The organism is Kitasatospora cinereorecta (assembly GCF_024172095.1).
Taxonomy (GTDB): domain Bacteria; phylum Actinomycetota; class Actinomycetes; order Streptomycetales; family Streptomycetaceae; genus Kitasatospora; species Kitasatospora cinereorecta.
This window is the reverse complement of the sequence record NZ_JAMZDX010000003.1, coordinates 479,953-500,000: the sequence shown is the minus strand read 5'-3', so window position 1 is coordinate 500,000 and position 20,048 is coordinate 479,953. Positions and strand designations below refer to the sequence as shown.

Genomic DNA, 20,048 nt, shown 5'->3' with positions numbered 1-20,048 from the left:
ATGCGGCTCACTCCAGGAAGTTCGGGAACGGGGGATGGAAGCGCGGCCTAGCTTGCCAGAGGCGAGGGGCGGCCCGGCGGGAGATTCCCGGGTCGCCCGGACGACGGAGGTCCGGTCGCCCGGCGCGAGGCGAGGGCCGGGCTTCCCGGGTGGGGCGGGCACCCGTATGTTGGCGGCTTGAGATCGCGGGGGTTCGGGCCCGGACGGCACTCGGGCGGCCGGCGGAGCCATGAGTTGGGGAACGGGTGGGTGCGGTGAGCGACCTGGTGACGGGCGAGGCGGTCGTCCTCGGGCTTCGGACGGCCAAGCTGCCGAGTCGGGCACTGGCCCGCCTGCTGGACGCAGCGGTGCAGTTCTTCGGCTTCGTGATCGCCATCGTCGTCCTGGCGGTGGCGGCGCCCGACCTGGAGGAGGCGGCGGTCCAGGCGGTCTCGCTGTCGGTCTTCGTGCTGTTCACCGTCGTCGTTCCGGTCGTGGTGGAGACGCTCTCCCACGGGCGCTCGCTCGGGAAGGCCGCGTTCGGCCTGCGGGTGGTGCGGGAGGACGGCGGTCCGGTGCGGTTCCGGCACGCCCTGGTGCGCGGGCTGGTCGGGGTGGTCGAGTTCGGGCTGATGGCCGCGCCGGCGACGATCACCTCGCTGGTCTCCACGCAGGGGCGCCGGCTGGGCGACATCTTCGCGGGCACCCTGGTGGTCCGCGAGCGGCTGCCGAAGGTCGCCCGGGAGCAGGGCGCGCTGCCGCCGGTGTCGCCGGAGCTGATGAACGCGCTGGGCGGCGACCTGGTCTCGCTCGACCTGTCGGCTGTGCCGGACGGGCTCTGGCTGGCGATCCGCCAGTTCCTGGGACGGCTGGCGCAGCTCGACCCGGCGGTCGCGGCCGGGATGGCGCAGCGGCTGGCCGGCGATCTGGCCGGGCACACCGGGCGGGCCGTGCCGTACGGGCTGCAGCCGGTGGCGTACCTGGGTGCGGTGCTGGCGGAGCGCCAGCGCCGGGAGTGGGCCCGGGCGGTGGCCAGCGGTGCGGTTCCCGGCTTCCCGCCGCCCTACGCGGCCTCGCCCGTCCCGTACGGTCCGGTGCCCGTCCCGTACGGGGCTCCGCCCGCGCGCGTGCTGGGCTACCCGCAGCCGAGTGCCCCGGTTCCCGCTCCCCCGCAGGTTCCCCTCCCGCCGCAGGCGCCCCCGGTGCCCGAGCAGCCGCCCACCCAGGCCGGTCCGTCCGCGGGCGGGTTCGCGCCGCCGGCGTGAGCGGTCAGCGGGCGTGAGCGGTCAGGCGGCGTGAGTGGTCAGCCGCCGTACTCGGTGGGCCAGGTGTTGGGCGGGGACTCCAGTTCCTCCAGCTCGATGCCGCCCGCGGCGAGGACGACGTCGCCCGCGAGGTGGACGATCTGCTGCTCGCCGGTCTCCAGGTCGGCGACCTGGTAGCGCTCGACGCGCAGTGGGCCGCTGTCGGTGTCGTGGGTGTCGACGGCCTCCAGCAGCCAGCCCTGGTCGAGGGTGCGCGGGGCGAGCACGGGTCCGGTGAAGGAGACCAGCCGTACCCGGGCGCTGGCGCCGGGGTCCAGGTGGAGCAGCCGGGCGGTGGCGACCAGGAAGGCGGGCGAGGCGCCGGTGAAGGCGTGCGCCCGGTCGTGGTCCTCGGTGGCGTACCGGGCGGTGGGGTCGTCGGCCGCGGCGCGGACCCAGGCGACGCCGTCGACCGCGCCGCCGCGCACCTGCCAGCCGCCGGACCGCAGTTCGAGGCGGAGCGGGCGGCTGCGGGAGTCGAGGGTCAGGTCGGTGGTGGCGAGGACGGTGCCGTCCGGGCCGTAGGTCTTGGAGACGTACCGCCAGCCCGCCGCGCCCGGGGCGCAGCTGAAGCGTTCCTCGCCCAGCGGGACGTGGTCGTGGGTGTCGTGCAGCGAGTAGCGGCCGTTGGGCATGCCCGAAAGCCTACGTGGCCGGTCCGAGCGCGATCCCGGCGCCGGGGATTCGGGTGCAACCCCCCGGCGGGTCGACCGCATCAGTGAGGCGGTGACCGCGTGGGCGGACGCCGGACGAGGGAGGGAGGGGCCTGGGATGGCGAAGGAGTCGCGAGACGTCGACTTCACCGCGTACGTGGGCTCCAGGGCGGCGTGGCTGCGCAACGTGGCGTACCTGCTCTGCGCGGACTGGCATCGGGCGGACGACCTGGTCCAGGAGAGCATCACCAAGCTCTACACCAACTGGTCGCGGGCGGCCCGGGCGGAGAACCTGGACGGCTATGCCCGGACGGTGCTGGTGAACACGTTCCTGGCCGAGCAGCGGACGTCCTGGTGGCGGCGGACCCGGACCGGATTCGAGGCTGCCGACGGGGTCGCGACGGGGGCGGACCTGGACGCGGCGCTGGACCTGCGCCAGGCACTGGCGGCGCTGCCGCCGCGGCAGCGGGCGACCGTAGTGCTGCGCTACTTCTGCGACCTCTCGGTCGAGCAGACCGCGGAGGCGATGGGGTGTTCCAGCGGCAACGTGAAGAGCCAGAGCTCGCGGGCGCTGGACGCGCTGCGCGGCTCGGCGGCACTGCGGGCAGGGAGGGCCGGGGGATGAACGAGGACATCGACGGTCTGCGGGAGCGGCTGGCCGGGCTGGTGGAGGGTGCGGTGCCGACGAGCAGGGTGGATGTGGAGCTGGCCGCGCGGACCGGGCGGGCCCGGCTGCGGCGACGCCGGCTTGGTGTGGTGGGGACGACGGTGGCCATGGTGCTGGCGGTGAGCGCGGTGGTGTCGCTGCGCCCCGGTGGCGGCCCGGCGCCGCTCCCGGCCGGTCCGGCCGGGCCCTCGGCATCGCCGTCGGCGCCCTCGCCGACCGGCAGGCATCCGGTGCCGCTCGGCACGGGCGCGGCGGCGTCCGGGTCGCAGGCGCCGCACAACGGGCACGACGCGCTGAGCCCGGAGGCGGACTTCGGGTGGCTGCCGGACGATGCGAACGGCGAGCGGTACCAACAGGCGCAGTACGGGGCGGACGTGCGGGCCGACGTCTACGGGAAGACCGGGTTCACGCCGATCTACCGGCTGAAGGTGTACCCGCCCGGGGTCGTGCCCGAGGTGTCGCAGACCTCGCTGGCGCAGCAGGGTGTGAAGTCCCCGGCGCCGGACGTGAACGGGAGCGAGGCGTACTGGGTCACGAACGGGCAGGGGACGGACGATGTGATCCTGCGCTGGCGGGGGCCGGACGGGCGCTGGCTGGAGGTGACGTGCCAGTACCTGGCGAAGGCCGACCGGGAGCAGGTGCCGTTGCGGATCGCCCGGGACGTGCACCTCGGGAAGCGTTCCGTGCCGCTGCCCGCGAAGCTCGCCGGGATGCCGGCGGCGTTCACGGTGACCGGGGTGTCGTTCGAGCGGATGACCGTCCAGGGGAAGTCCTGGTGGACGTACGAGATCGGCTACTCGGCCGGGCCGGACCAGTACTTCGGCATCACGGTGACCCCGGACGGTGAGGCTCCGGTGCTGCACCCCGCCCCTCCGGGGTTGGAGGGCACGCCCCCGCCGCTCAGTCCGTCCGACACGGCGACCTGCCGGACGGACAAGGGCGCGAAGGTCTGTGTGCGGGTGTTCCAGTCCCCGGCGATGCTCGACCCGGCCGGCGGTCCGGCGGGCGTGCTGGAGCGGGTGACCCTGCTGGGCACCGACCCGAGCCAGTGGACGACGGACTTCCCGGGCTGAGGTCCCGAGCGGGGAAAGGCGTGAGCCCGGTGCCGGGGGGCACCGGGCTCACGCCGTCGTACGGGTGCCGTACGAGTGAGGATCAGTAGCGGTACTGGTCCGCCTTGTACGGGCCCTCGACCGGGACGCCGATGTAGTCGGCCTGCTCCTGGGTGAGGGTGGTGAGCTTGACGCCGAGGGCGTCGAGGTGGAGGCGGGCGACCTTCTCGTCCAGGTGCTTGGGCAGGACGTAGACGCCGATCGGGTACTGCGCGGTCTTGGTGAACAGCTCGATCTGCGCGATGGTCTGGTTCGCGAAGGAGTTGGACATCACGAAGGACGGGTGGCCGGTCGCGTTGCCCAGGTTCAGCAGGCGGCCCTCGGAGAGCACGATGATGGTGCGGCCGTCGGCCTTGCGCCACTCGTGGACCTGCGGCTTGACCTCGGTCTTCACCACGCCGGGCAGCTGGGCGAGGCCGGCCATGTCGATCTCGTTGTCGAAGTGGCCGATGTTGCCGACGATGGCCTGGTGCTTCATCCGCGCCATGTGCGAGGCGAGGATGATGTCCTTGTTGCCGGTGGTGGTGATGAAGATGTCGGCGGTCTCGACGACCTCGTCCAGGGTGGTGACCTGGTAGCCGTCCATCGCGGCCTGCAGCGCGCAGATCGGGTCGATCTCGGTGACGATGACCCGGGCGCCCTGGCCGCGCAGCGACTCGGCGCAGCCCTTGCCGACGTCGCCGTAGCCGCAGACGACCGCGACCTTGCCGCCGATCAGGACGTCGGTGGCGCGGTTGATGCCGTCGATCAGCGAGTGGCGGCAGCCGTACTTGTTGTCGAACTTCGACTTGGTGACCGAGTCGTTGACGTTGATCGCCGGGAACAGCAGCTTGCCGTCGCGGTGCATCTCGTACAGGCGGTGGACACCGGTGGTGGTCTCCTCGGTCACGCCCTTGATGGTGGCGGCGACCTCGGTCCACTTCGAGGGGGACTCGGTGAGGGTGCGGTTGAGCAGCTCCAGGATGATCCGGAACTCGTCGTTGTCCGCGGTGGACGGGTCCGGCGCGGAGCCGGCCTTCTCGAACTCGACACCCTTGTGGATCAGGAGGGTGGCGTCACCGCCGTCGTCGAGGATCATGTTCGGGGTCTGGCCGTCGGGCCAGGTGAGCGCCTGCTCGGTGCACCACCAGTACTCCTCCAGGGTCTCGCCCTTCCAGGCGAAGACCGGCACGCCCTGGGGGTTGTCCACGGTGCCGTTCGGGCCGACGGCGACGGCCGCGGCGGCGTGGTCCTGGGTGGAGAAGATGTTGCAGGAGCACCAGCGGACCTCGGCGCCGAGCGCGGTCAGCGTCTCGATCAGCACGGCGGTCTGCACGGTCATGTGCAGCGAGCCGGTGATGCGGGCGCCGGCGAGCGGCTGGGAGGCGGCGTACTCCTTGCGGATCGCCATCAGGCCGGGCATCTCGTGCTCGGCGAGCTCGATCTCCTTGCGGCCGAACGGGGCCAGGGAGAGGTCGGCGACCTTGAAGTCGGACATGCGGGATTCTCCTCGCTGCGTGGGTCGACTTTACGGGTGTGCTGAGCGGCAGAGGGGCACCGTGGGCGGCCCTCTGCTGCGGCACAATCCGTCGGAGGACCTCTCTCCCTCGACCGGCACACAACGGGCGCCGATCGACCGCCATCAGCAGCGACGTTTGGCTCTGGTGACGAATCTACACCGAGGGGACGGCGCTCAGTGCGTGTTCGGGCCGCGCCCGCCGGGGGTGGCCTCGGGGTCGGGGCCGGCCGCGGCCTTCTCGGCGCTGTAGATGTCCGGCTCCAGGTAGATCACCCGGGCGATCGGCACGGCGCGCCGGATCCGGGCCTCGGCCTGGTCGATGGCCTCGGCGACCTGTGCCGCACTGTCCTCCGCATTGACCGCGATCTTCGCGGCGACCAGCAGTTCCTCCGGGCCGAGGTGGAGGGTGCGCATGTGGATGACGTCGCTGACGGTGTCGTGGTCGACCAGCGCGTCCCGGATCTCGGCGACCACCTCGTGGTGGGCGGACTCGCCGATCAGCAGCGACTTGGTCTCCAGGGCGAGGACCAGCGCGATCACGATCAGCAGCAGGCCGATGCACAGGGTGCCGACGCCGTCCCACACGCCGTTGCCGGTGATCACGGTGAGGCCGACGCCGATCAGCGCCAGCACCAGGCCGATCAGCGCGCCGGTGTCCTCCAGCAGCACCACCGGCAGCTCGGGGGCCTTGGCCCGGCGGATGTACGCGGTCCAGTCGTGGCCGCCCTTGTCCTTGCCCGCCTCCTTGAAGGCGGTCCAGAACGACCAGCCCTCCAGCGCGACGGCGAACAGCAGGACGCCGATCGGCCAGTACCAGTTCTCCAGCTCGTGCGGGTGGGCGATCTTCTCGTAGCCCTCGTAGACGGCGAACATGCCGCCGACGCTGAACAGCACGATGGAGACCAGGAAGGCGTAGATGTACCGCTCGCGCCCGAAGCCGAAGGGGTGCTCCGGGGTGGCCTCGCGCTGGGCGCGCTTGCCGCCGATCAGCAGCAGCACCTGGTTGCCGGAGTCCGCGACCGAGTGGACGCCCTCGGCGAGCATCGAGGAGGAGCCGGAGAAGGCGAAGGCCACGAACTTGCTGAGCGCGATGCCCAGGTTCGCGGACAGTGCCGCGACCAGTGCCTTGGTGCCGCCTTCGGTGCTCACGTCTTTACCTCCCGTTGGGTATGCCGTGGGGACCCTATCGCGGCGTCAGGTCCCCGAGGCACTCGCGTCCGGCGGCGACCGCCCATCGTGGCTCCGGGTGCGAGTGCCTAGGTGGCGAGGCCCAGGTAGACGGCGGCGAAGTCGGTGAGGCCGACCAGTTCGGCGAGTGCGCCGAGCGGCTCCTCGACGCTGGAGGTGTACTCGGTGAGCCGGACCTCGTGGGCGTCGGCCAGTCGCCGGGCTCGGGACACCGCGTAACCGGGCTCCTCCAGCTCCTCGACGCCCGGGGTGTGCCGCAGCAGCACCACCTGCAGCTGGAGCGGGCCCGGCTCGTCGACGCGGTCGCGGAAGAAGTCGTCCGGGTCGACACCGGCGGCGCCCAGCCGGCCGCTGAACATGCCCCGGTGGGCGGTGAGCGCCTGCGGCAGCAACCCGGTGGAGGCGGGCATTCCGGCCTGGTCGGCCAGCATGGCGGCGAACCGCGCCGCGACGGCGGCGGTCACCGGGCTGTCGGCCCACAGCAGTGGAACGGTGTCGGCGAGCTGCCCGGCCAGGCCCTTGGCGGGGTTGCCGTACGCCTCGGCGTCCGGGCGGCAGCGGACCGCCACCTCGTCCAGCCGGTCGGCGACGGCCTCCAGCGCACCGGGTGCCACCTGCGCGACGCCGATCCGATCGGCGAGCGCGAGCAGCGGGGCGAGGAAGGCCCAGAGCGCCGCCGGGTCCTCGGGCGGCAGGTCGGGCTCGGCGCCCTCGTCGTCCGGCTCGATCCCGCTGGGCGCGTACGGCAGCGGCAGGGCGCGGACCTGGAGGGCGGCCTCGGCCAGCTCGCTGCCCTCGGGGGCGATCACGGCGATGGCGCAGCCGCGGGCGTACGCCTGCTCGGCGAGGTTGATCAGGCCGCCCTCGCGGCCGCCCGAGCTGGCCACCACGATCAGGTCGAGCGGTCCGGCCCAGCCGGGCAGCTGCCAGGACTGGCCGTCGGTGTAGTACGGCGCGGAGGGCCGGATGTCGGCCGGGGGCAGCGGGACCGCCTGGCAGCTGGGCACCGTCACCGCGGCGAGCACGCCGGCGGCGGTCAGCACGCTGCCGTGGCCGGCCACCAGGACGGTGCGCGGCCGGCCGTCCGGGCGCAGCCCGTTGACGCCGGCCGTCGCGGCGAGTCGCAGCGCGATCCGGACCCGCGCGCCCGCCCCGGCGAGGGCGAGCAGCGCGTGCTGCCGGTCGGCCCGCTGCAGACCGGCCGGATCGTCGAGCAGTGAGTCGTCGAGCATGCGCGGGCCTCCAGCGGCTACCGAAGGGACGTCAGGAGGGGCGGCGGGCCTCGTCGACGAGGAGGACGGGGATGCCGTCGCGGACCGGATAGACCAGGCCGCAGCTCTCCGCGGTGCAGCGCAGCTCGCGGTCCTCGTCCCCGGCGCTCTCGGCGAGCGGGGCGTGGCACTGCGGGCAGACCAGGATCTCCAGCAGGAAGGGCGGCAGGCTCATGGCGTTCGGGCTCTCCAGATTCGAACGGGGGTCTCCGGGACATAGGAGTACCCCGGCCGGTGGCAACCCTACCGGCCGGGGCACTCCGGGACGCATCAGGCGCGGACGATGGCCAGGACGCCGTCGCGCAGTTCGGCCATCCGGGCCGGGTCCTTGGCCTCGACGTTGAGGCGCAGCAGCGGCTCGGTGTTGGAGGCGCGCAGGTTGAACCACCAGTCCTTCCCGGCCACGGTCAGGCCGTCGAGCTCGTCGACGCTGACGTCCTCGCCGCCGGCGTACGCGGCACGGACCGCCTCGGTGCGGGCCTGCTGGTCGGCCACGGTCGAGTTGATCTCGCCGGAGGCCGCGTAGCGGTTGTAGCGGGCGGTGAGCGCGGAGAGGGTCTCCGGCTGGCCGCCGAGCGCCGCGAGCACGTGCAGCGCGGCCAGCATGCCGGTGTCGGCGCGCCAGAAGTCGCGGAAGTAGTAGTGCGCGGAGTGCTCGCCGCCGAAGACGGCGTCGGTGACGGCCATCTCCTGCTTGATGAACGAGTGACCGACGCGGGTGCGGACCGGGACGGCGCCGAGCTCGCGGACCACCTCGGGGACGCTCCAGGAGGTGATCAGGTTGTGGATGACGGTCGGCTCGTCCTCGCCGGCCTTGCGGGCGCGGGCGATCTCGCGCTCGGCGACCAGGGCGGTGATCGCGGACGGGGAGACCGGGTCGCCGTTCTCGTCCACCACGAAGCAGCGGTCGGCGTCGCCGTCGAAGGCCAGGCCCAGGTCGGCGCCCACCTCGCGGACCTTGGCCTGCAGGTCGACCAGGTTCTTCGGGTCGAGCGGGTTGGCCTCGTGGTTGGGGAAGGTGCCGTCCAGCTCGAAGTACATCGGGACGAGGTCGATCGGCAGGCCGGCGAAGACAGTCGGCACGGTGTGGCCGCCCATGCCGTTGCCGGCGTCGACCGCGACCTTCAGCGGGCGGATCGCGGTCAGGTCGACCAGCGAGCGCAGGTGCTCGGTGTAGCCGGCCAGGGTGTCCTGGGCGGACAGCGTGCCGGGGACGGTGCCCTCGGGCGCGGCCGGGACGGTGACGGCGCCGTCCTCGTCCAGCCAGGACTCGACCAGCTCGCGGATGTCGGACAGGCCGGTGTCCTGGCCGACCGGGGCGGCGCCGGCCTTGCACAGCTTGATGCCGTTGTACTCGGCCGGGTTGTGGCTGGCGGTGAACATCGCGCCGGGCAGGTCCAGGCTGCCGGAGGCGTAGTACAGCTGGTCGGTGGAGCACAGGCCGATCTCGACCACGTCCGCGCCGTACCCGGCGGCGCCCTCGGCGAACGCCCGGGTGAGCGACGGGGAGGAGGGGCGCATGTCGTGGCCGACCACGATCGCCCGGACGGGCGCGCCGGCGGCGTCGCCCAGGACGCGGACGAAGGCGGCGCCGAAGGCGCGGGCCAGCGACTCGTCCCACTGGTCGGGCACGGTGCCCCGGACGTCGTAGGCCTTCACAAGCTGCTTGAGGTCCCGCACCTGACTGCTCCCGGATGTACGTCGTGCTCGGTCGAGGGGCACTGTACCGGGCGGAGGCGTCCGGGCTCGGCCGTCGGGGCGGCCGCGGCTCAGTTCTCGGGCGAGCGGAGGACCCGCAGATGGCCGCGGCGGCCGCTCTCGCCCTCGGCCGGACCGGGCCGCAGGGGCGCGGTGCGCTCCTGCGGGCGGGCCGCCTCGCGGACGGCGTTCGCCAGCGCCTCCAGGTCGTCGCTGGTGCGGCGGACCGGGCCGGCGTCGGCGGCCAGGCGCACCACCTCCCAGCCGCGCGGGGCGGTCAGCCGCTCGGCGTGCTCGGCGCAGAGGTCGTAGCAGTGCGGTTCGGCGTAGGTGGCGAGCGGGCCCAGCACGGCGGTGGAGTCGGCGTAGACGTACGTCAGCGTCGCCACGGCCGGACGGCCGCACGCGGTCCGCGAACAACGACGTACAGAGCTCACGAGGGTGGACGGTACCGCACTCCCGACCGGCCCGCGAAGACCCTCCCCCACCGAGCGTGTCTTCGGGTGGCTACGCGCAGTGCCGAGATGGTCCACTTCCCGGCGGTCAGGGACTACTCTCGACACTGATATGGACAGCTCGACACCCTCGACACCCCAGTCGCCGAGCGGGCCACCGCGCCGCCCCCGGCACCGCGACCGGCACGGGCGCGGCCTGCGCGGGCCGCTGGCACCGCCCCAGGTGCCGATCTCGCTGACGCGGTCGGAGCTCTTCGACGACTACGTGCGGGAGTCGATGGAGCGGCTGGTACGGCGCTGGCCGCAGCTGGAGGACGTGGAGTTCGCCGTCCTGGAGGTGCCGCTGCCCGGCAAGGGCGAGCCGGATCCGGACGGGGTACCGCTCGGGCGGGTGATCCCGGGGCGGCAGGGGCGCAAGAGCCGGATCCTGGTCTACCGGCGGCCGGTGGAGATCCGGGCGAAGTCGCGGGAGGACCGGGCTGCGCTGGTGCACGAGATCCTGATCGAGCAGGTGGCGGAGCTGTTGGGGCTGTCGCCGGACTCGATCGATCCGCGGTACGGCGACGAATAGGGCCAACCAGTAGGGGCGCGGGGAACTGCGCGACCGGCCATGCACTCACGTGGAGCCGTGGCCGGTCGCGCAGTTCCTCGCGCCCCTCCGGGTTCTCGTCAGCCGACCACGACGCCGGGGTCGTCGGCGGTGGCGGGGATGCGGACGGTGGAGTGGTCGTCGCGGAGTTCCTGGACGGTGAAGGCGGGGACGTCCTTGACCGGGATGGTGAGGATCCGGGCGGCGGTGACGGGGCCGCCGGACTCGGTCTCCACGGTGATGCCGTAGGGGCCGTTGAGGCCCGCGGGCTCGATGCCGTCGACCTGGACAGTGGCGCCGGCGGGGACCGGGACCTCCTTGACCACCGGGGTGCCGCCGCCGCTGCCGGCGGAGGCGCTGACCTTCACCTTGGCCTCGCCGTCCACCGCGGTGAGCAGCAGCACGGACTGGCCGGCCCGGTTGTCGGCGATGCTGGCGCGGGCGCCGATCGGGGCGGCGCCGGAGAGCCAGGCGGCGTCGGACTTGCCCTTGTTGGTGCGGTCCACCCGCAGGCCGGCGACGACCGGGGAGGGGTGGGCCGGGTCGCTGGGGGTGAGCTTGACCGCGCTGGACTCGCCGTGGGTGAACGGGCCGAGGTCGACCGCCTCCACCATGCCGGCCTTGACGTGGATGGTCTCGTGGCCGGCCGGGGTGATCCAGCCGTTCTTGCCGGAGACCTGGATCTTCAGGTCGGCGTCGTCCTCGCCGGGGGCGGCGACCACCAGGCGGGCGGAGGCGGTGTCGGCGGGGACGCCGGGGATGGTGACGCTGGGCGCCGGGTCGGCGGAGGGCTGGAGCCAGTCGGCGCCGCGCGGGCCGTCCAGGGCGTGCACCCCGGCCCCGACCCGGCCGCTGCGGGCGACCACGTTGATGGCGAGGTCGTTGACCGGGCCCTTGGTGAGGCCGGGCAGGCGGATGGACTGGGCGCTGCCGGGGGCGACCGCGATGCCGGTGGCCAGCTCGTTGTCGATCAGGCCCTTGTCGCCGTACATCCGCACGTCGACCACGGCGGGCACCGGGTCGGCGTTGACCAGGGTCACGTAGTCGACCCGGTCGCTGGTGCCGGTACCGGCGCCGGCGAACCAGAAGTTGGTGCCCGAGGGCATGCAGTCGACGCCGGAGAGGGCCGGTCCGGCCTGCTCGGACGAGGTGGTCTGGGTGATGGTGAAGCCCGGGGCGTACGCGCCGGCGGCCACCGCGAAGGCGCCGGGGGCGGCCTCGCCGTTGGCGGCCGGGCCGGCGGCCGGGACGCCGGGCTTGGTGGCGGTCAGCCGGGCGTCGGCGGCCTGGGGCGCGGCGGGGGCTCCGCTCGCCGGGGCGCCGCTGCCGGAGGGCTGGGGCGCGGCCTGGGCGGCCGGGGCCTGGGCGGCGGCGACCGACTGGGGGGTGACGTCGTTGAGGACGGCGGTGCCGTCCGTGGCGCTCGCCCCGCCCGGGGTGAACATCGTGTACGTGGTCGAGCCGATCAGGCCCTGGGTGGGGGGCTGGCAGACCAGTGAGGTCCGCTCGACCTGGGTGGTGGTGGCCCCGCTGCCGTGCCCGGTGGCGGCCTTGGTGACCGGGGAGCGCAGCTCGGCGACGCCGAAGACCAGGGCCAGCACCGCGGCGCCGGCCAGCAGGGACTGCCCGGTGCGGCTGCCGCCGGCGATGGCGCCCAGGTCGGGCGTCTTGAGCCCGCTGAGCTTGGGGGCCTTGAGGTTCGGGGCCTTGAGGCTCGGAGCCTTGAGGTTGGGCTTCTTCATGGCGGGTCAGTTCCCCGTTCCGTGCGGGCCGGGGTGGCCGCCATAGGGGTCGTTGGGGTCGTAGTACGTCTCGTGCTGCGGCTGACCCGGCACCCACGGCTGCTGCTGGGCGTGCGGGTCCGCCCAGCCGGCGTTCTGCGCGGGGTCGCCCCAGCCGGGCGCGGCGGGCTGCTGCTGTTCGTAGCCGGGCGCGGCAGGCTGCTGCTCGTAGCCGTACGGGGCGTACTGGTCGACGTAGCCGCCGTCCTGGCCGGGCTGCTGGTAGGGCGCGCCGACCGGCTGCTGGGCCGCGTACGGGTCGTAGCCGTAGCCGTCGCCGCCCTGGTAGGCGCCCTGGTAGGGGTCGGCCTGGTACGGGTCGGCGTAGGCGTCCTCGTCGGCGGCGTAGGCGGGCTCGGGCTCGGGTTCGGCAGCGGCCTGGACCGGGACGGCGGCGGTGTAGACGCCGGCCTCCTGCTCGGCGCCGTCCTCGCCCTCGCCGCGCTCGGCGAGCCGGCGGGCGCGGCGGCTGCCCGGGGCGGGGGCCTGGGCCTGGGCGGCGGCGGCCAGCGCCTGGGCGGCGACCACCTCCTCCGGCAGGTCGTCGTCGTTGTGGTTGCGCCGGCCGGGCAGGGCGAGCACCAGGACGGTGGCGCCGAGCAGCAGTTGGGCGGCGATCCAGCCGGTGTGCAGCAGGCTGCCGGTACGGGTGACGTCGAGCTTTCCGCCCTCGGCGGGGAGCTTGAAGCCCTGGGCCCAGCCGTCGACGGTGACCGACTCCAGCGGCTTGCCGTCCAGCGTGGCCTGCCAGTCGGGGTCGGCCTGCTCGGCAAGGCGCAGGGTGCGCTCGCCGGCTCCGGCCGGGATGTCCGTCCAGATGTCGTGGGCGCCGGCCGGGATCTGGACCGGGGCGGCGTTCGGCGCGGTGATGACGGCCCGGGCGCCGGGGGCGCCGGTGACCCGCCACAGCGCGATGCCGTTGTCCTTGGACAGCCGGATCAGGCCCGGGGTGGTGTCCAGCACGTCGCCGACCTTGGCGATCATCGGGTCCTTGACCTCGACGTAGCCGATGCCGTACCCGGCCAGGGCGCGGGCCTGGTCGCCGCCGGAGCCGGCCAGCAGCTTGCCGGTCAGCGCGCCGAGGCCCTGGTCGGCCCGGGCGTCGACGGTGGCCTCGGCCTGACCGAGGGTCAGTCCGGCGCCGCGGACCAGGGCGTACCGGACCGAGGCGGCGTCGGCGTCGCCGGTCAGCACCAGGGTGCGGGCCCGGTCGACGGTGTCGGCCTCCTCGGCGACGAACGCGGGCACCTGGGCGGCCGGGGCGCGGTGCAGCGGGCCGTCCGCGCCGACGATCGCCCACCACACGGCGGTGCCGAACGGGGCGAGCACGGCCGTGGCGAGGACCAGCGCGGCGACCGGCTGGCGCCAGCCGAAGGCGATGCCGGAGACGCGGGCGTTGGCGCCGTCGGCGCCGATCGCGGCCGCGGCGAGCAGGGCCACGCCGGCGAGCAGGGTGGCCGGGCCGGCCCAGGCGCCGGTGGCCGGGCCGCCGGAGGCGGGGGTGACGGTGGTACCGGCCACCACCACGGCGAAGACCAGTCCGGCGGCGGCGGCGCCCCAGGCGGCCAGCACCGCGCGGCGGCGGTCGGCGCGCAGCAGGGCGGCCAGGGCGGCCAGGACGATGCCGACGGAGAGCCAGATCGGCGGTACGCCGGCGCCGCCCGGGTTCACCAGGACCAGGCCGAGCGAACCGGCCGACGGACCGTTGAAGCCGGCCACGCCGGCCTCCAGCAGCAGCCGGGAGGGGTGCGCCAGGACGTGCAGCGACCAGGGAGCGAGCACCAGCACGGGGACGCCGAGGATCACCACGACGCGCAGGCCGAGCAGGCGCAGCGCCTGCCCGCCGGAGCCGAACGCCCCGCCGCGCAGCACCGCGTGGACCAGGGCGGCCAGGCAGAGCGGGAGCGCTATGGCCCAGGTCAGCGGGACGAAGGCGGTGCAGACGGTGAGCATCAGCACGGCCATCCAGGCCGACCGCCAGCCGGGGCGGCCGCCGCGGGCGGCGGTCTCGGCGCGGATGCCGAGGCCGGCGGTGATGGCGGCGGCGCGGGCCAGCGGCGGCAGCAGCACGGCCACCACCGCGGTGCCGATCCGGCCCTGCGCGAGGGCGCCGGTCGCGGCGGGCAGCAGCGCGTAGGTGGCGCTGGCCCAGGAGCGGACCAGCTTGGACTGGATCAGCGGCCGGGAGACCAGGTACGCGCTGACCGCGGCCAGCGGTACGGCGAGCAGGACGATCACGGTGACGGCCAGGTCGGCGTTGCCGAACAGCGCCCAGGACAGGATCGAGAGCACCGCCAGGTAGGGCGGCGACGCGGCGGTGGATCCGGTGCCGACCGGGTGCCAGGAGTCGGCGTACATGGACCAGAGGCCGGAGGCGCCGTCGGCGGCGGGCAGCAGGGCGCCGCCCTGCAGGAGGCCGCTGCCGATCAGGTTGCGGCCGGCCGCCAGGGCGAACAGCAGCAGTGCGGTGAACAGCACCGGCGCGGGGCGCCGGGCGAGCTTCTTGATCAGCGCGAACTGCTCGACCACCAGGTCGTCGGCGTCCTCGTCGCCCGGCCCGGACTCCACCGAGCCGTGCCGGCCGCCGGTGTCGTCGCCGCCGCCGATGCCGAGCGAGGCGACGGCGTTCTCGACGGCGAGGCGCGCGGTGGCACCGGGGGCCGGGAAGAGGGTGCGGTCGTCCAGCGCGTCGACCGCGCGGGTGCGCTTGCGGCGCGAGCGCGCGGCCAGCAGGCGGGGCAGCCGGATGAGTTCGTGGTTGAGGCCGGCGACCTCGTCGTACGCCTGGCGCGGGTCCTTGCCGACCAGGTTGGCGATCACCCGCAGCAGGGTGCCGAGGACCAGCCGGAGCAGCACGTACGGGAAGAGCGTGCCCTTGGAGTTGGCGAGCAGGGTGTAGACGGCGCCGGCCTTGTCGACCCGGTGCGGGTGGGCGGAGGCGCAGTCGATGGCCCGGCGCTCGCGGCTGGCCGCCTCGGCGTGCCGCAGCACGGCGTCGGGGGCGATCACCACGCGGTGGCCGGCGGCGTTGACCCGCCAGCAGAAGTCGATGTCGTCCCGCATCAGCGGGAGCGCCTTGTCGAAGCCGCCGAGCTCCTCGAAGACGTCGCGGCGGACCAGCATGCCCGCGGTGGAGACGGAGAGCACCGGGCGGACCTGGTCGTGCTGGCCCTGGTCCTGCTCGCGGCGGTCCAGGCCGGTCCAGCGGCGGCCGGAGCGGGCGATGGTGACGCCGACCTCGAGCAGTTGGCGCCGGTCGTACCAGCTGCGCAGCTTGGGGCCGACCACGGCGGCGCTCGGGGTGGAGTCGGCGACCTGGAGCAGGCGGCGCAGGGCGTCGGTCTGCGGTTCGCAGTCGTCGTGCAGCAGCCAGAGCCACTCGACGGGCGTGCTCTCCCGGGGGCCGCCGCGGCCGAGGTCGTCCTCGGCGCCGAGCGGGTCGCCGAAGTCGTCCCAGCCGCCGGTGACCGGGTCGTAGCCGGAGGGGTCGAGGCTGTAGCTGAGGTCCTCGGGGCGCAGCGGGGCGCTGTTGAAGACCGCCTCGCCGACCGCCTTGCCGAAGCCGGAGCGGCGGCCGAGGATCAGCGGGCCGCTCTCGGGCAGCCATTCGCCGAGGTGGTCCTGCAGCAGTTGGGGGGAGGCGTCGGTGGAGCCGGTGTCCACGGCCAGGATGCGCTGCACCTGGCGGTCCTGGCCGAGCAGGCCGGCCAGGGCCTGGGGGAGCCAGCGGGCGCCGTCGTGCGAAACGATCACCGCGGTGACCAGATGGCGCGGATACGCGGGCGGCCTGGCAGCGGAGAAGCCGCTCTGGTGGCTGTAGACAGTCATCGGGTGCGCGGACCACCGGTTCGGGTTTGACGGCAGATGACGCACCACACTAACGGCTCCGGGTGACCTCGTTGCCCTCGGAGTGTGTGCAAGAGGGGGAGGGAAGCCGGGAGCAGGGTGTGCGGACATGCGAAAGCGCCCCACCACCAGGTGAGGCGCCGGCACGGGGCAGGTGGTGCTGCCCGGCGGTCAGACCGCGCTCTTCTTCAGGCGTCGGCGCTCACGCTCGGACAGGCCGCCCCAGATGCCGAAGCGCTCGTCGTTGGCGAGGGCGTACTCCAGGCACTCGGACCGGACCTCGCAGGCGAGGCAGACCTTCTTGGCCTCCCGGGTGGAGCCGCCCTTCTCGGGGAAGAAGGACTCGGGGTCGGTCTGGGCGCACAGCGCGCGCTCCTGCCAGCCGAGCTCCTCCTCGTCCTCCGCGATGTCCTCACCGATCAACAGCTCAAAGAGCTCGCTCATCTGGCGCGCCTCCTCTGCCCCTCTTGGCGTCCCCGTGGTTGCCGTTGCCTGGAGCGGCGGAACGACACGAGGGAAATTACAGTTGCGTCACTCTGGCCCAGTCAAGCCGAGCTCTGGTATTGGGCCGAGGATTCACTCCCCGGAACCAAGCCTTCACGATTAGTGTACATATCCGGACAACCCGGACATCCGGCCTGGTTGTTGACCTGCCGTCAACACGGGTCCGCGCGCCACCCCCTGGGTGAAGGAAGACGCCTGGGGTGGCCGATCCGGTTGCCCGGGACTCCCTGGACCAATGGGGTCACCGCCTCCCTTCCCGGCGATCTTCGCATCGAAACATAGAGGGTGATTTATCACCCCATCCGGTGGTTCAGGAGTGAAGTGACCTGAATGTCCGCCAGATCGGGTTGACACGCCCCCGCCCCGTGCGGTCTGCTTGCACGCATGTCAGAGTTCGCCGCACCCGAGAGCCGCCGCCCGGCGGTGTTCCGTGCTGCCGCGAGCTCGTCCTCCTGTTGTCGCCGCTGTCACCGCTGTATCTAGGCGCCCGCGTCCCACCGCGCGCCGCCCCGGATCAGAGGCCGCCCGCGCGCGACAGTCCCCCCTGACGCTCCGCGCAGTCGGCTGCTCCAGCCAACAGCCGACTCCCGAGGACGTCAGACCGTGCGAATGCCCCGACTCCGCAAGCGCAACCGCGATCGCAACAAGCCCGTCGCCCGCATCCCCCTCCCCGCCGCCGCGGCCGTCGCCCCCGCGCCCGCACCCGCACCCGCACCCGCCGACTGGGCGGACGGGCTGAGCGACGTGTCCATCGCCGGCGACCCGCTCGCCTTCCCGCACCTGGCCCGCACCGACCTGCCCGCCCACCCGACCGGGATCGGCGACTACGCCCGACTGGTCCGCGAGATCGCCGCCGACCGGTCCCGGTGGGAGCCGCTGGTCCGCTACGACGCGCTGACCCGCTGGTACGCCCGGCTGGAGACCGGCCCCGGGTACGAGGTGTGGCTGCTCAGCTGGCTGCCCGGCCAGTCCACCGGCTTCCACGACCACGGCGCCGCCGCCGGTGTGATGACCGTGGTGCAGGGCGCCCTGGTCGAGCGCTCGCTGACCGGCGAGGGCGAGGACTCGCGGGTGCTGGCCCCCGGCCGGCAGCGGGTGTACTCCTCCGGCTATCTGCACGAGGTGGTCAACGCGGCGCTGGAGCCCGCGGTGAGCATCCACCTCTACACGCCGGGCCTGGTCGAGATGAACCAGTACGGCGCGGACGAGCGCCGGGCGAGCGAGGAAGTGCGCGACCGCCTGGCAGGATGATCCCCATGCGGATCGTGGCACTGGCAGGCGGAATCGGTGGGGCGCGCTTCCTGCGCGGGCTGAAGGAGGCCGTCGCCCCCGGCGACGAGATCACCGTCATCGGCAACACCGGGGACGACATCCACCTCTACGGGCTGAAGGTCTGCCCCGACCTGGACACCGTGATGTACACCCTCGGCGGCGGCATCAACGAGGACCAGGGCTGGGGCCGGACCGACGAGACCTGGTCGATCAAGGCGGAGATGAAGGAGTACGGCGTCGGCCCCGAGTGGTTCGGGCTCGGCGACCGCGACTTCGCCACCCACCTCGTGCGCAGCCAGATGCTCTCGGCCGGCTACAGCCTGAGCCAGGTCACCGAGGCGCTCTGCGTGCGCTGGCGGCCCGGCGTACGGCTGATCCCGATGAGCGACGACCGGGTCGAGACCCACGTCCGGATCACCGACGAGGCTGGCCCGCGGGTGGTCCACTTCCAGGAGTACTGGGTGCGGCTGCACGCCGCGGTCGACGCCGAGGCGATCATCCCGGTCGGCGCGGACACCGCGAAGCCGGCGCCCGGCGTGCTGGAGGCGATCGCCGCCGCGGACGTGATCCTGCTGCCCCCGTCCAACCCGGTGGTGTCGATCGGCACCATCCTGGCCGTCCCCGGCATCCGACAGGCCGTCAGCGACGCCTCCGCGCCGGTGGTGGGGCTCTCCCCCATCATCGGCGGGGCGCCGGTGCGCGGCATGGCCGACAAGGTGCTGGCCGCGGTCGGCGTGGAGACCTCGGCCGAGGCGGTCGCCCGGCACTACGGGTCCGAGCTGCTGGACGGCTGGCTGGTCGACGACTCCGACGCCGAGGCGGTCGCCGGCGTGGAGGCGGCCGGCATCCGCTGCCGGGCCGTCCCGCTGCTGATGAGCGACGTCCCCGCGACCGCCGGGATGGCCCGGGCCGCGCTGGCGCTGGCCGCGGAGGTCCGGGCGTGAGGGTGCTGCCGGTCGAGGGGCTGCCGGAGATCGAGCCCGGCGCCGACCTGGCCGAGCTGATCGCCAAGGCCGGCTCGTACGAGGACGGCGACATCCTGCTGGTCACCTCGAAGATCGTCAGCAAGGCGGAGGGGCGGATCCTCCGGGCCGCCGACCGGGAGGCGGCGATCGACGCCGAGACCGTCCGGCTGGTCGCCCGCCGCGGCGCCGCCCGGATCGTCGAGAACCGCAACGGCCTGGTGCTCGCCGCCGCCGGCGTCGACGCCTCCAACACCCCGCCCGGCACCGTCCTGCTGCTGCCCGAGGACCCGGACGCCTCCGCCCGCGCGCTGCGCGCCCGGCTGCAGCAGCTCACCGGACGCCGGCTCGCCGTCGTCGTCACCGACACCTTCGGGCGGCCCTGGCGCAACGGCCTCACCGACGTGGCGATCGGCGCCGCCGGCCTCGCCGTCCTGGCCGACCACCGCGGCCGCCGCGACGCCCACGGCAACGAACTCACCCTGACCGTCACCGCCACCGCCGACGAACTGGCCGCCGCCGGCGACCTGGTCAAGGGCAAGGCCACCGGCACCCCCGTCGCCGTGGTCCGCGGCCTCGGCGCGCTGGTCACCACCGAGGACGGCGACGGCGCCCGCGCACTGATCCGGCCCGCCGCGGACGACATGTTCCGGCTCGGCACCTCGGAGGCGCTGCGGCAGGCCGTCACCCTCCGCCGGACCGTCCGCGCCTTCACCGCCGAACCGGTCGACCCCGCCGCCGTCCGCCGCGCGGTCGCCGCCGCGGTCACCGCACCCGCCCCGCACCACACCACCCCCTGGCGCTTCGTCCTGCTCGAATCGGCCGACGTCCGGGAGCGGCTGCTCGACGCCATGCTCGCCGCCTGGCAGCGCGACCTGCGCGAACTGGACGGCTGGGACGAGGAGAAGATCGCCCGCCGCACCGCCCGCGGCAACGTGCTGCGCGCCGCGCCGTACCTGGTGGTGCCCTGCCTGGTGATGGACGGCTCGCACGAGTACCCCGACCCGCGGCGGAGCGCCGCCGAGCGGGAGATGTTCACCGTGGCGATCGGCGCCGCCGTGCAGAACCTGCTGGTCACCCTGGCCGGCGAGGGCTACGGCTCGGCGTGGGTGTCCTCCACCATGTTCTGCCGCGACACCGTACGGGCGGTGCTCGACCTGCCGGAGACCTGGGACCCGATGGGCGCCGTCGCGGTCGGACGCCCCGCCGAGAGCCCGCGCCACCGGCCCGCCCGCGACGCGGAGGCGTATCTCACCGTGCGCTGACCGG

General features: G+C 74.0%; 17 protein-coding genes. 7 read left to right on the top strand and 10 right to left on the bottom strand.

All coding sequences use genetic code 11. From position 1 onward, the window contains the following. The first annotated feature begins 254 nt into the window (after positions 1-254). Positions 255-1,244, top strand: coding sequence for an RDD family protein (locus FHR36_RS15860; RefSeq protein WP_253797872.1), 990 nt, complete (start codon positions 255-257; stop codon positions 1,242-1,244). Positions 1,245-1,282: 38 nt separating this feature from the next. Here FHR36_RS15860 and FHR36_RS15855 read toward each other — a convergent pair whose 3' ends face one another. Beyond that, complete coding sequence (locus tag FHR36_RS15855) at positions 1,283-1,918, bottom strand: hypothetical protein (protein WP_253797871.1); 636 nt, start codon at positions 1,916-1,918, stop codon at positions 1,283-1,285. Between the two features lie 136 nt (positions 1,919-2,054). Here FHR36_RS15855 and FHR36_RS15850 point away from each other — a divergent pair, with 136 nt between their 5' ends. Continuing rightward, complete coding sequence (locus FHR36_RS15850; protein ID WP_253797870.1) at positions 2,055-2,561, top strand: SigE family RNA polymerase sigma factor; 507 nt, start codon at positions 2,055-2,057, stop codon at positions 2,559-2,561. Continuing rightward, entirely contained in the window at positions 2,558-3,676 is a 1,119-nt protein-coding gene (locus tag FHR36_RS15845; RefSeq protein WP_253797869.1) for a hypothetical protein, read from the top strand. Before FHR36_RS15850 ends, FHR36_RS15845 begins: the two co-directional genes overlap by 4 nt. An 82-nt stretch (positions 3,677-3,758) precedes the next feature. Here the strand turns inward: FHR36_RS15845 and ahcY are convergent, their stop codons facing one another. The 6 genes from ahcY to FHR36_RS15815 all read right to left on the bottom strand — a co-directional run bounded on the left by ahcY (position 3,759) and on the right by FHR36_RS15815 (position 9,858). Continuing rightward, positions 3,759-5,192, bottom strand: a complete 1,434-nt coding sequence (gene ahcY, locus FHR36_RS15840) for an adenosylhomocysteinase (protein ID WP_253797868.1) — start codon at positions 5,190-5,192, stop codon at positions 3,759-3,761. A gap of 195 nt (positions 5,193-5,387) precedes the next feature. Further along, a complete protein-coding gene (locus tag FHR36_RS15835; RefSeq protein ID WP_253797867.1) occupies positions 5,388-6,362 on the bottom strand; it encodes a cation diffusion facilitator family transporter in 975 nt (324 codons plus the stop codon). A 107-nt stretch (positions 6,363-6,469) separates the two neighbouring features. Continuing rightward, positions 6,470-7,633 carry an SIS domain-containing protein gene (locus FHR36_RS15830; RefSeq protein WP_253797866.1) on the bottom strand — a complete coding sequence of 388 codons (1,164 nt, stop codon included), beginning with the start codon at positions 7,631-7,633 and terminating at the stop codon, positions 6,470-6,472. Positions 7,634-7,664: 31 nt separating this feature from the next. Continuing rightward, on the bottom strand, positions 7,665-7,847 hold the full coding sequence (locus tag FHR36_RS15825) for a Trm112 family protein (RefSeq protein ID WP_253797865.1): 183 nt from the start codon (positions 7,845-7,847) through the stop codon (positions 7,665-7,667). Between the two features lie 95 nt (positions 7,848-7,942). Beyond that, positions 7,943-9,352 carry a phosphomannomutase/phosphoglucomutase gene (locus tag FHR36_RS15820; protein ID WP_253797864.1) on the bottom strand — a complete coding sequence of 470 codons (1,410 nt, stop codon included), beginning with the start codon at positions 9,350-9,352 and terminating at the stop codon, positions 7,943-7,945. An 89-nt stretch (positions 9,353-9,441) separates the two neighbouring features. Continuing rightward, entirely contained in the window at positions 9,442-9,858 is a 417-nt protein-coding gene (locus FHR36_RS15815; protein WP_253799306.1) for a DUF3499 domain-containing protein, read from the bottom strand. A gap of 79 nt (positions 9,859-9,937) precedes the next feature. Here FHR36_RS15815 and FHR36_RS15810 point away from each other — a divergent pair, with 79 nt between their 5' ends. After that, positions 9,938-10,396 carry a metallopeptidase family protein gene (locus tag FHR36_RS15810; protein ID WP_253797863.1) on the top strand — a complete coding sequence of 153 codons (459 nt, stop codon included), beginning with the start codon at positions 9,938-9,940 and terminating at the stop codon, positions 10,394-10,396. A 98-nt stretch (positions 10,397-10,494) separates the two neighbouring features. Here FHR36_RS15810 and FHR36_RS15805 read toward each other — a convergent pair whose 3' ends face one another. The 3 genes from FHR36_RS15805 to FHR36_RS15795 form a co-directional block, all read right to left on the bottom strand. Next, complete coding sequence (locus tag FHR36_RS15805) at positions 10,495-12,156, bottom strand: DUF5719 family protein (RefSeq protein ID WP_253797862.1); 1,662 nt, start codon at positions 12,154-12,156, stop codon at positions 10,495-10,497. A gap of 6 nt (positions 12,157-12,162) precedes the next feature. Continuing rightward, a complete protein-coding gene (locus tag FHR36_RS15800) occupies positions 12,163-16,023 on the bottom strand; it encodes a glycosyltransferase (RefSeq protein ID WP_253797861.1) in 3,861 nt (1,286 codons plus the stop codon). Between the two features lie 189 nt (positions 16,024-16,212). Further along, the gene (locus tag FHR36_RS15795) at positions 16,213-16,485 is read right to left on the bottom strand and encodes a WhiB family transcriptional regulator (protein WP_253797860.1); all 273 of its coding nucleotides are present in this window, start codon (positions 16,483-16,485) and stop codon (positions 16,213-16,215) included. A gap of 669 nt (positions 16,486-17,154) precedes the next feature. On the opposite strand from FHR36_RS15795, the gene FHR36_RS15790 reads away from it, so the two are divergent. Genes FHR36_RS15790 through FHR36_RS15780 form a run of 3 tightly spaced genes read left to right on the top strand, consistent with a single transcriptional unit; the run spans position 17,155 to position 20,044 of the window. Continuing rightward, complete coding sequence (locus FHR36_RS15790; protein WP_301330354.1) at positions 17,155-17,796, top strand: cysteine dioxygenase; 642 nt, start codon at positions 17,155-17,157, stop codon at positions 17,794-17,796. 5 nt (positions 17,797-17,801) lie between these two features. After that, positions 17,802-18,761: a 2-phospho-L-lactate transferase gene (gene cofD, locus FHR36_RS15785; RefSeq protein WP_253797858.1), complete on the top strand. Its 960-nt coding sequence runs from the start codon at positions 17,802-17,804 to the stop codon at positions 18,759-18,761. Continuing rightward, the gene (locus FHR36_RS15780) at positions 18,758-20,044 is read left to right on the top strand and encodes a coenzyme F420-0:L-glutamate ligase (RefSeq protein WP_253797857.1); all 1,287 of its coding nucleotides are present in this window, start codon (positions 18,758-18,760) and stop codon (positions 20,042-20,044) included. Before cofD ends, FHR36_RS15780 begins: the two co-directional genes overlap by 4 nt. Positions 20,045-20,048: the final 4 nt, after the last annotated feature.

What these genes read in the sequence shown, in the direction of transcription:
- FHR36_RS15805 (WP_253797862.1), bottom strand. Translation starts at nt 12,156, where the DNA reads ATGAAGAAGCCCAACCTCAAGGCTCCGAGCCTCAAGGCCCCGAACCTC.
- FHR36_RS15850 (WP_253797870.1), top strand. Translation starts at nt 2,055, where the DNA reads ATGGCGAAGGAGTCGCGAGACGTCGACTTCACCGCGTACGTGGGCTCC.
- ahcY (WP_253797868.1), bottom strand. Translation starts at nt 5,192, where the DNA reads ATGTCCGACTTCAAGGTCGCCGACCTCTCCCTGGCCCCGTTCGGCCGC.
- cofD (WP_253797858.1), top strand. Translation starts at nt 17,802, where the DNA reads ATGCGGATCGTGGCACTGGCAGGCGGAATCGGTGGGGCGCGCTTCCTG.
- FHR36_RS15790 (WP_301330354.1), top strand. Translation starts at nt 17,155, where the DNA reads ATGCCCCGACTCCGCAAGCGCAACCGCGATCGCAACAAGCCCGTCGCC.
- FHR36_RS15855 (WP_253797871.1), bottom strand. Translation starts at nt 1,918, where the DNA reads ATGCCCAACGGCCGCTACTCGCTGCACGACACCCACGACCACGTCCCG.
- FHR36_RS15825 (WP_253797865.1), bottom strand. Translation starts at nt 7,847, where the DNA reads ATGAGCCTGCCGCCCTTCCTGCTGGAGATCCTGGTCTGCCCGCAGTGC.
- FHR36_RS15810 (WP_253797863.1), top strand. Translation starts at nt 9,938, where the DNA reads ATGGACAGCTCGACACCCTCGACACCCCAGTCGCCGAGCGGGCCACCG.
- FHR36_RS15845 (WP_253797869.1), top strand. Translation starts at nt 2,558, where the DNA reads ATGAACGAGGACATCGACGGTCTGCGGGAGCGGCTGGCCGGGCTGGTG.
- FHR36_RS15800 (WP_253797861.1), bottom strand. Translation starts at nt 16,023, where the DNA reads ATGACTGTCTACAGCCACCAGAGCGGCTTCTCCGCTGCCAGGCCGCCC.
- FHR36_RS15830 (WP_253797866.1), bottom strand. Translation starts at nt 7,633, where the DNA reads ATGCTCGACGACTCACTGCTCGACGATCCGGCCGGTCTGCAGCGGGCC.
- FHR36_RS15795 (WP_253797860.1), bottom strand. Translation starts at nt 16,485, where the DNA reads ATGAGCGAGCTCTTTGAGCTGTTGATCGGTGAGGACATCGCGGAGGAC.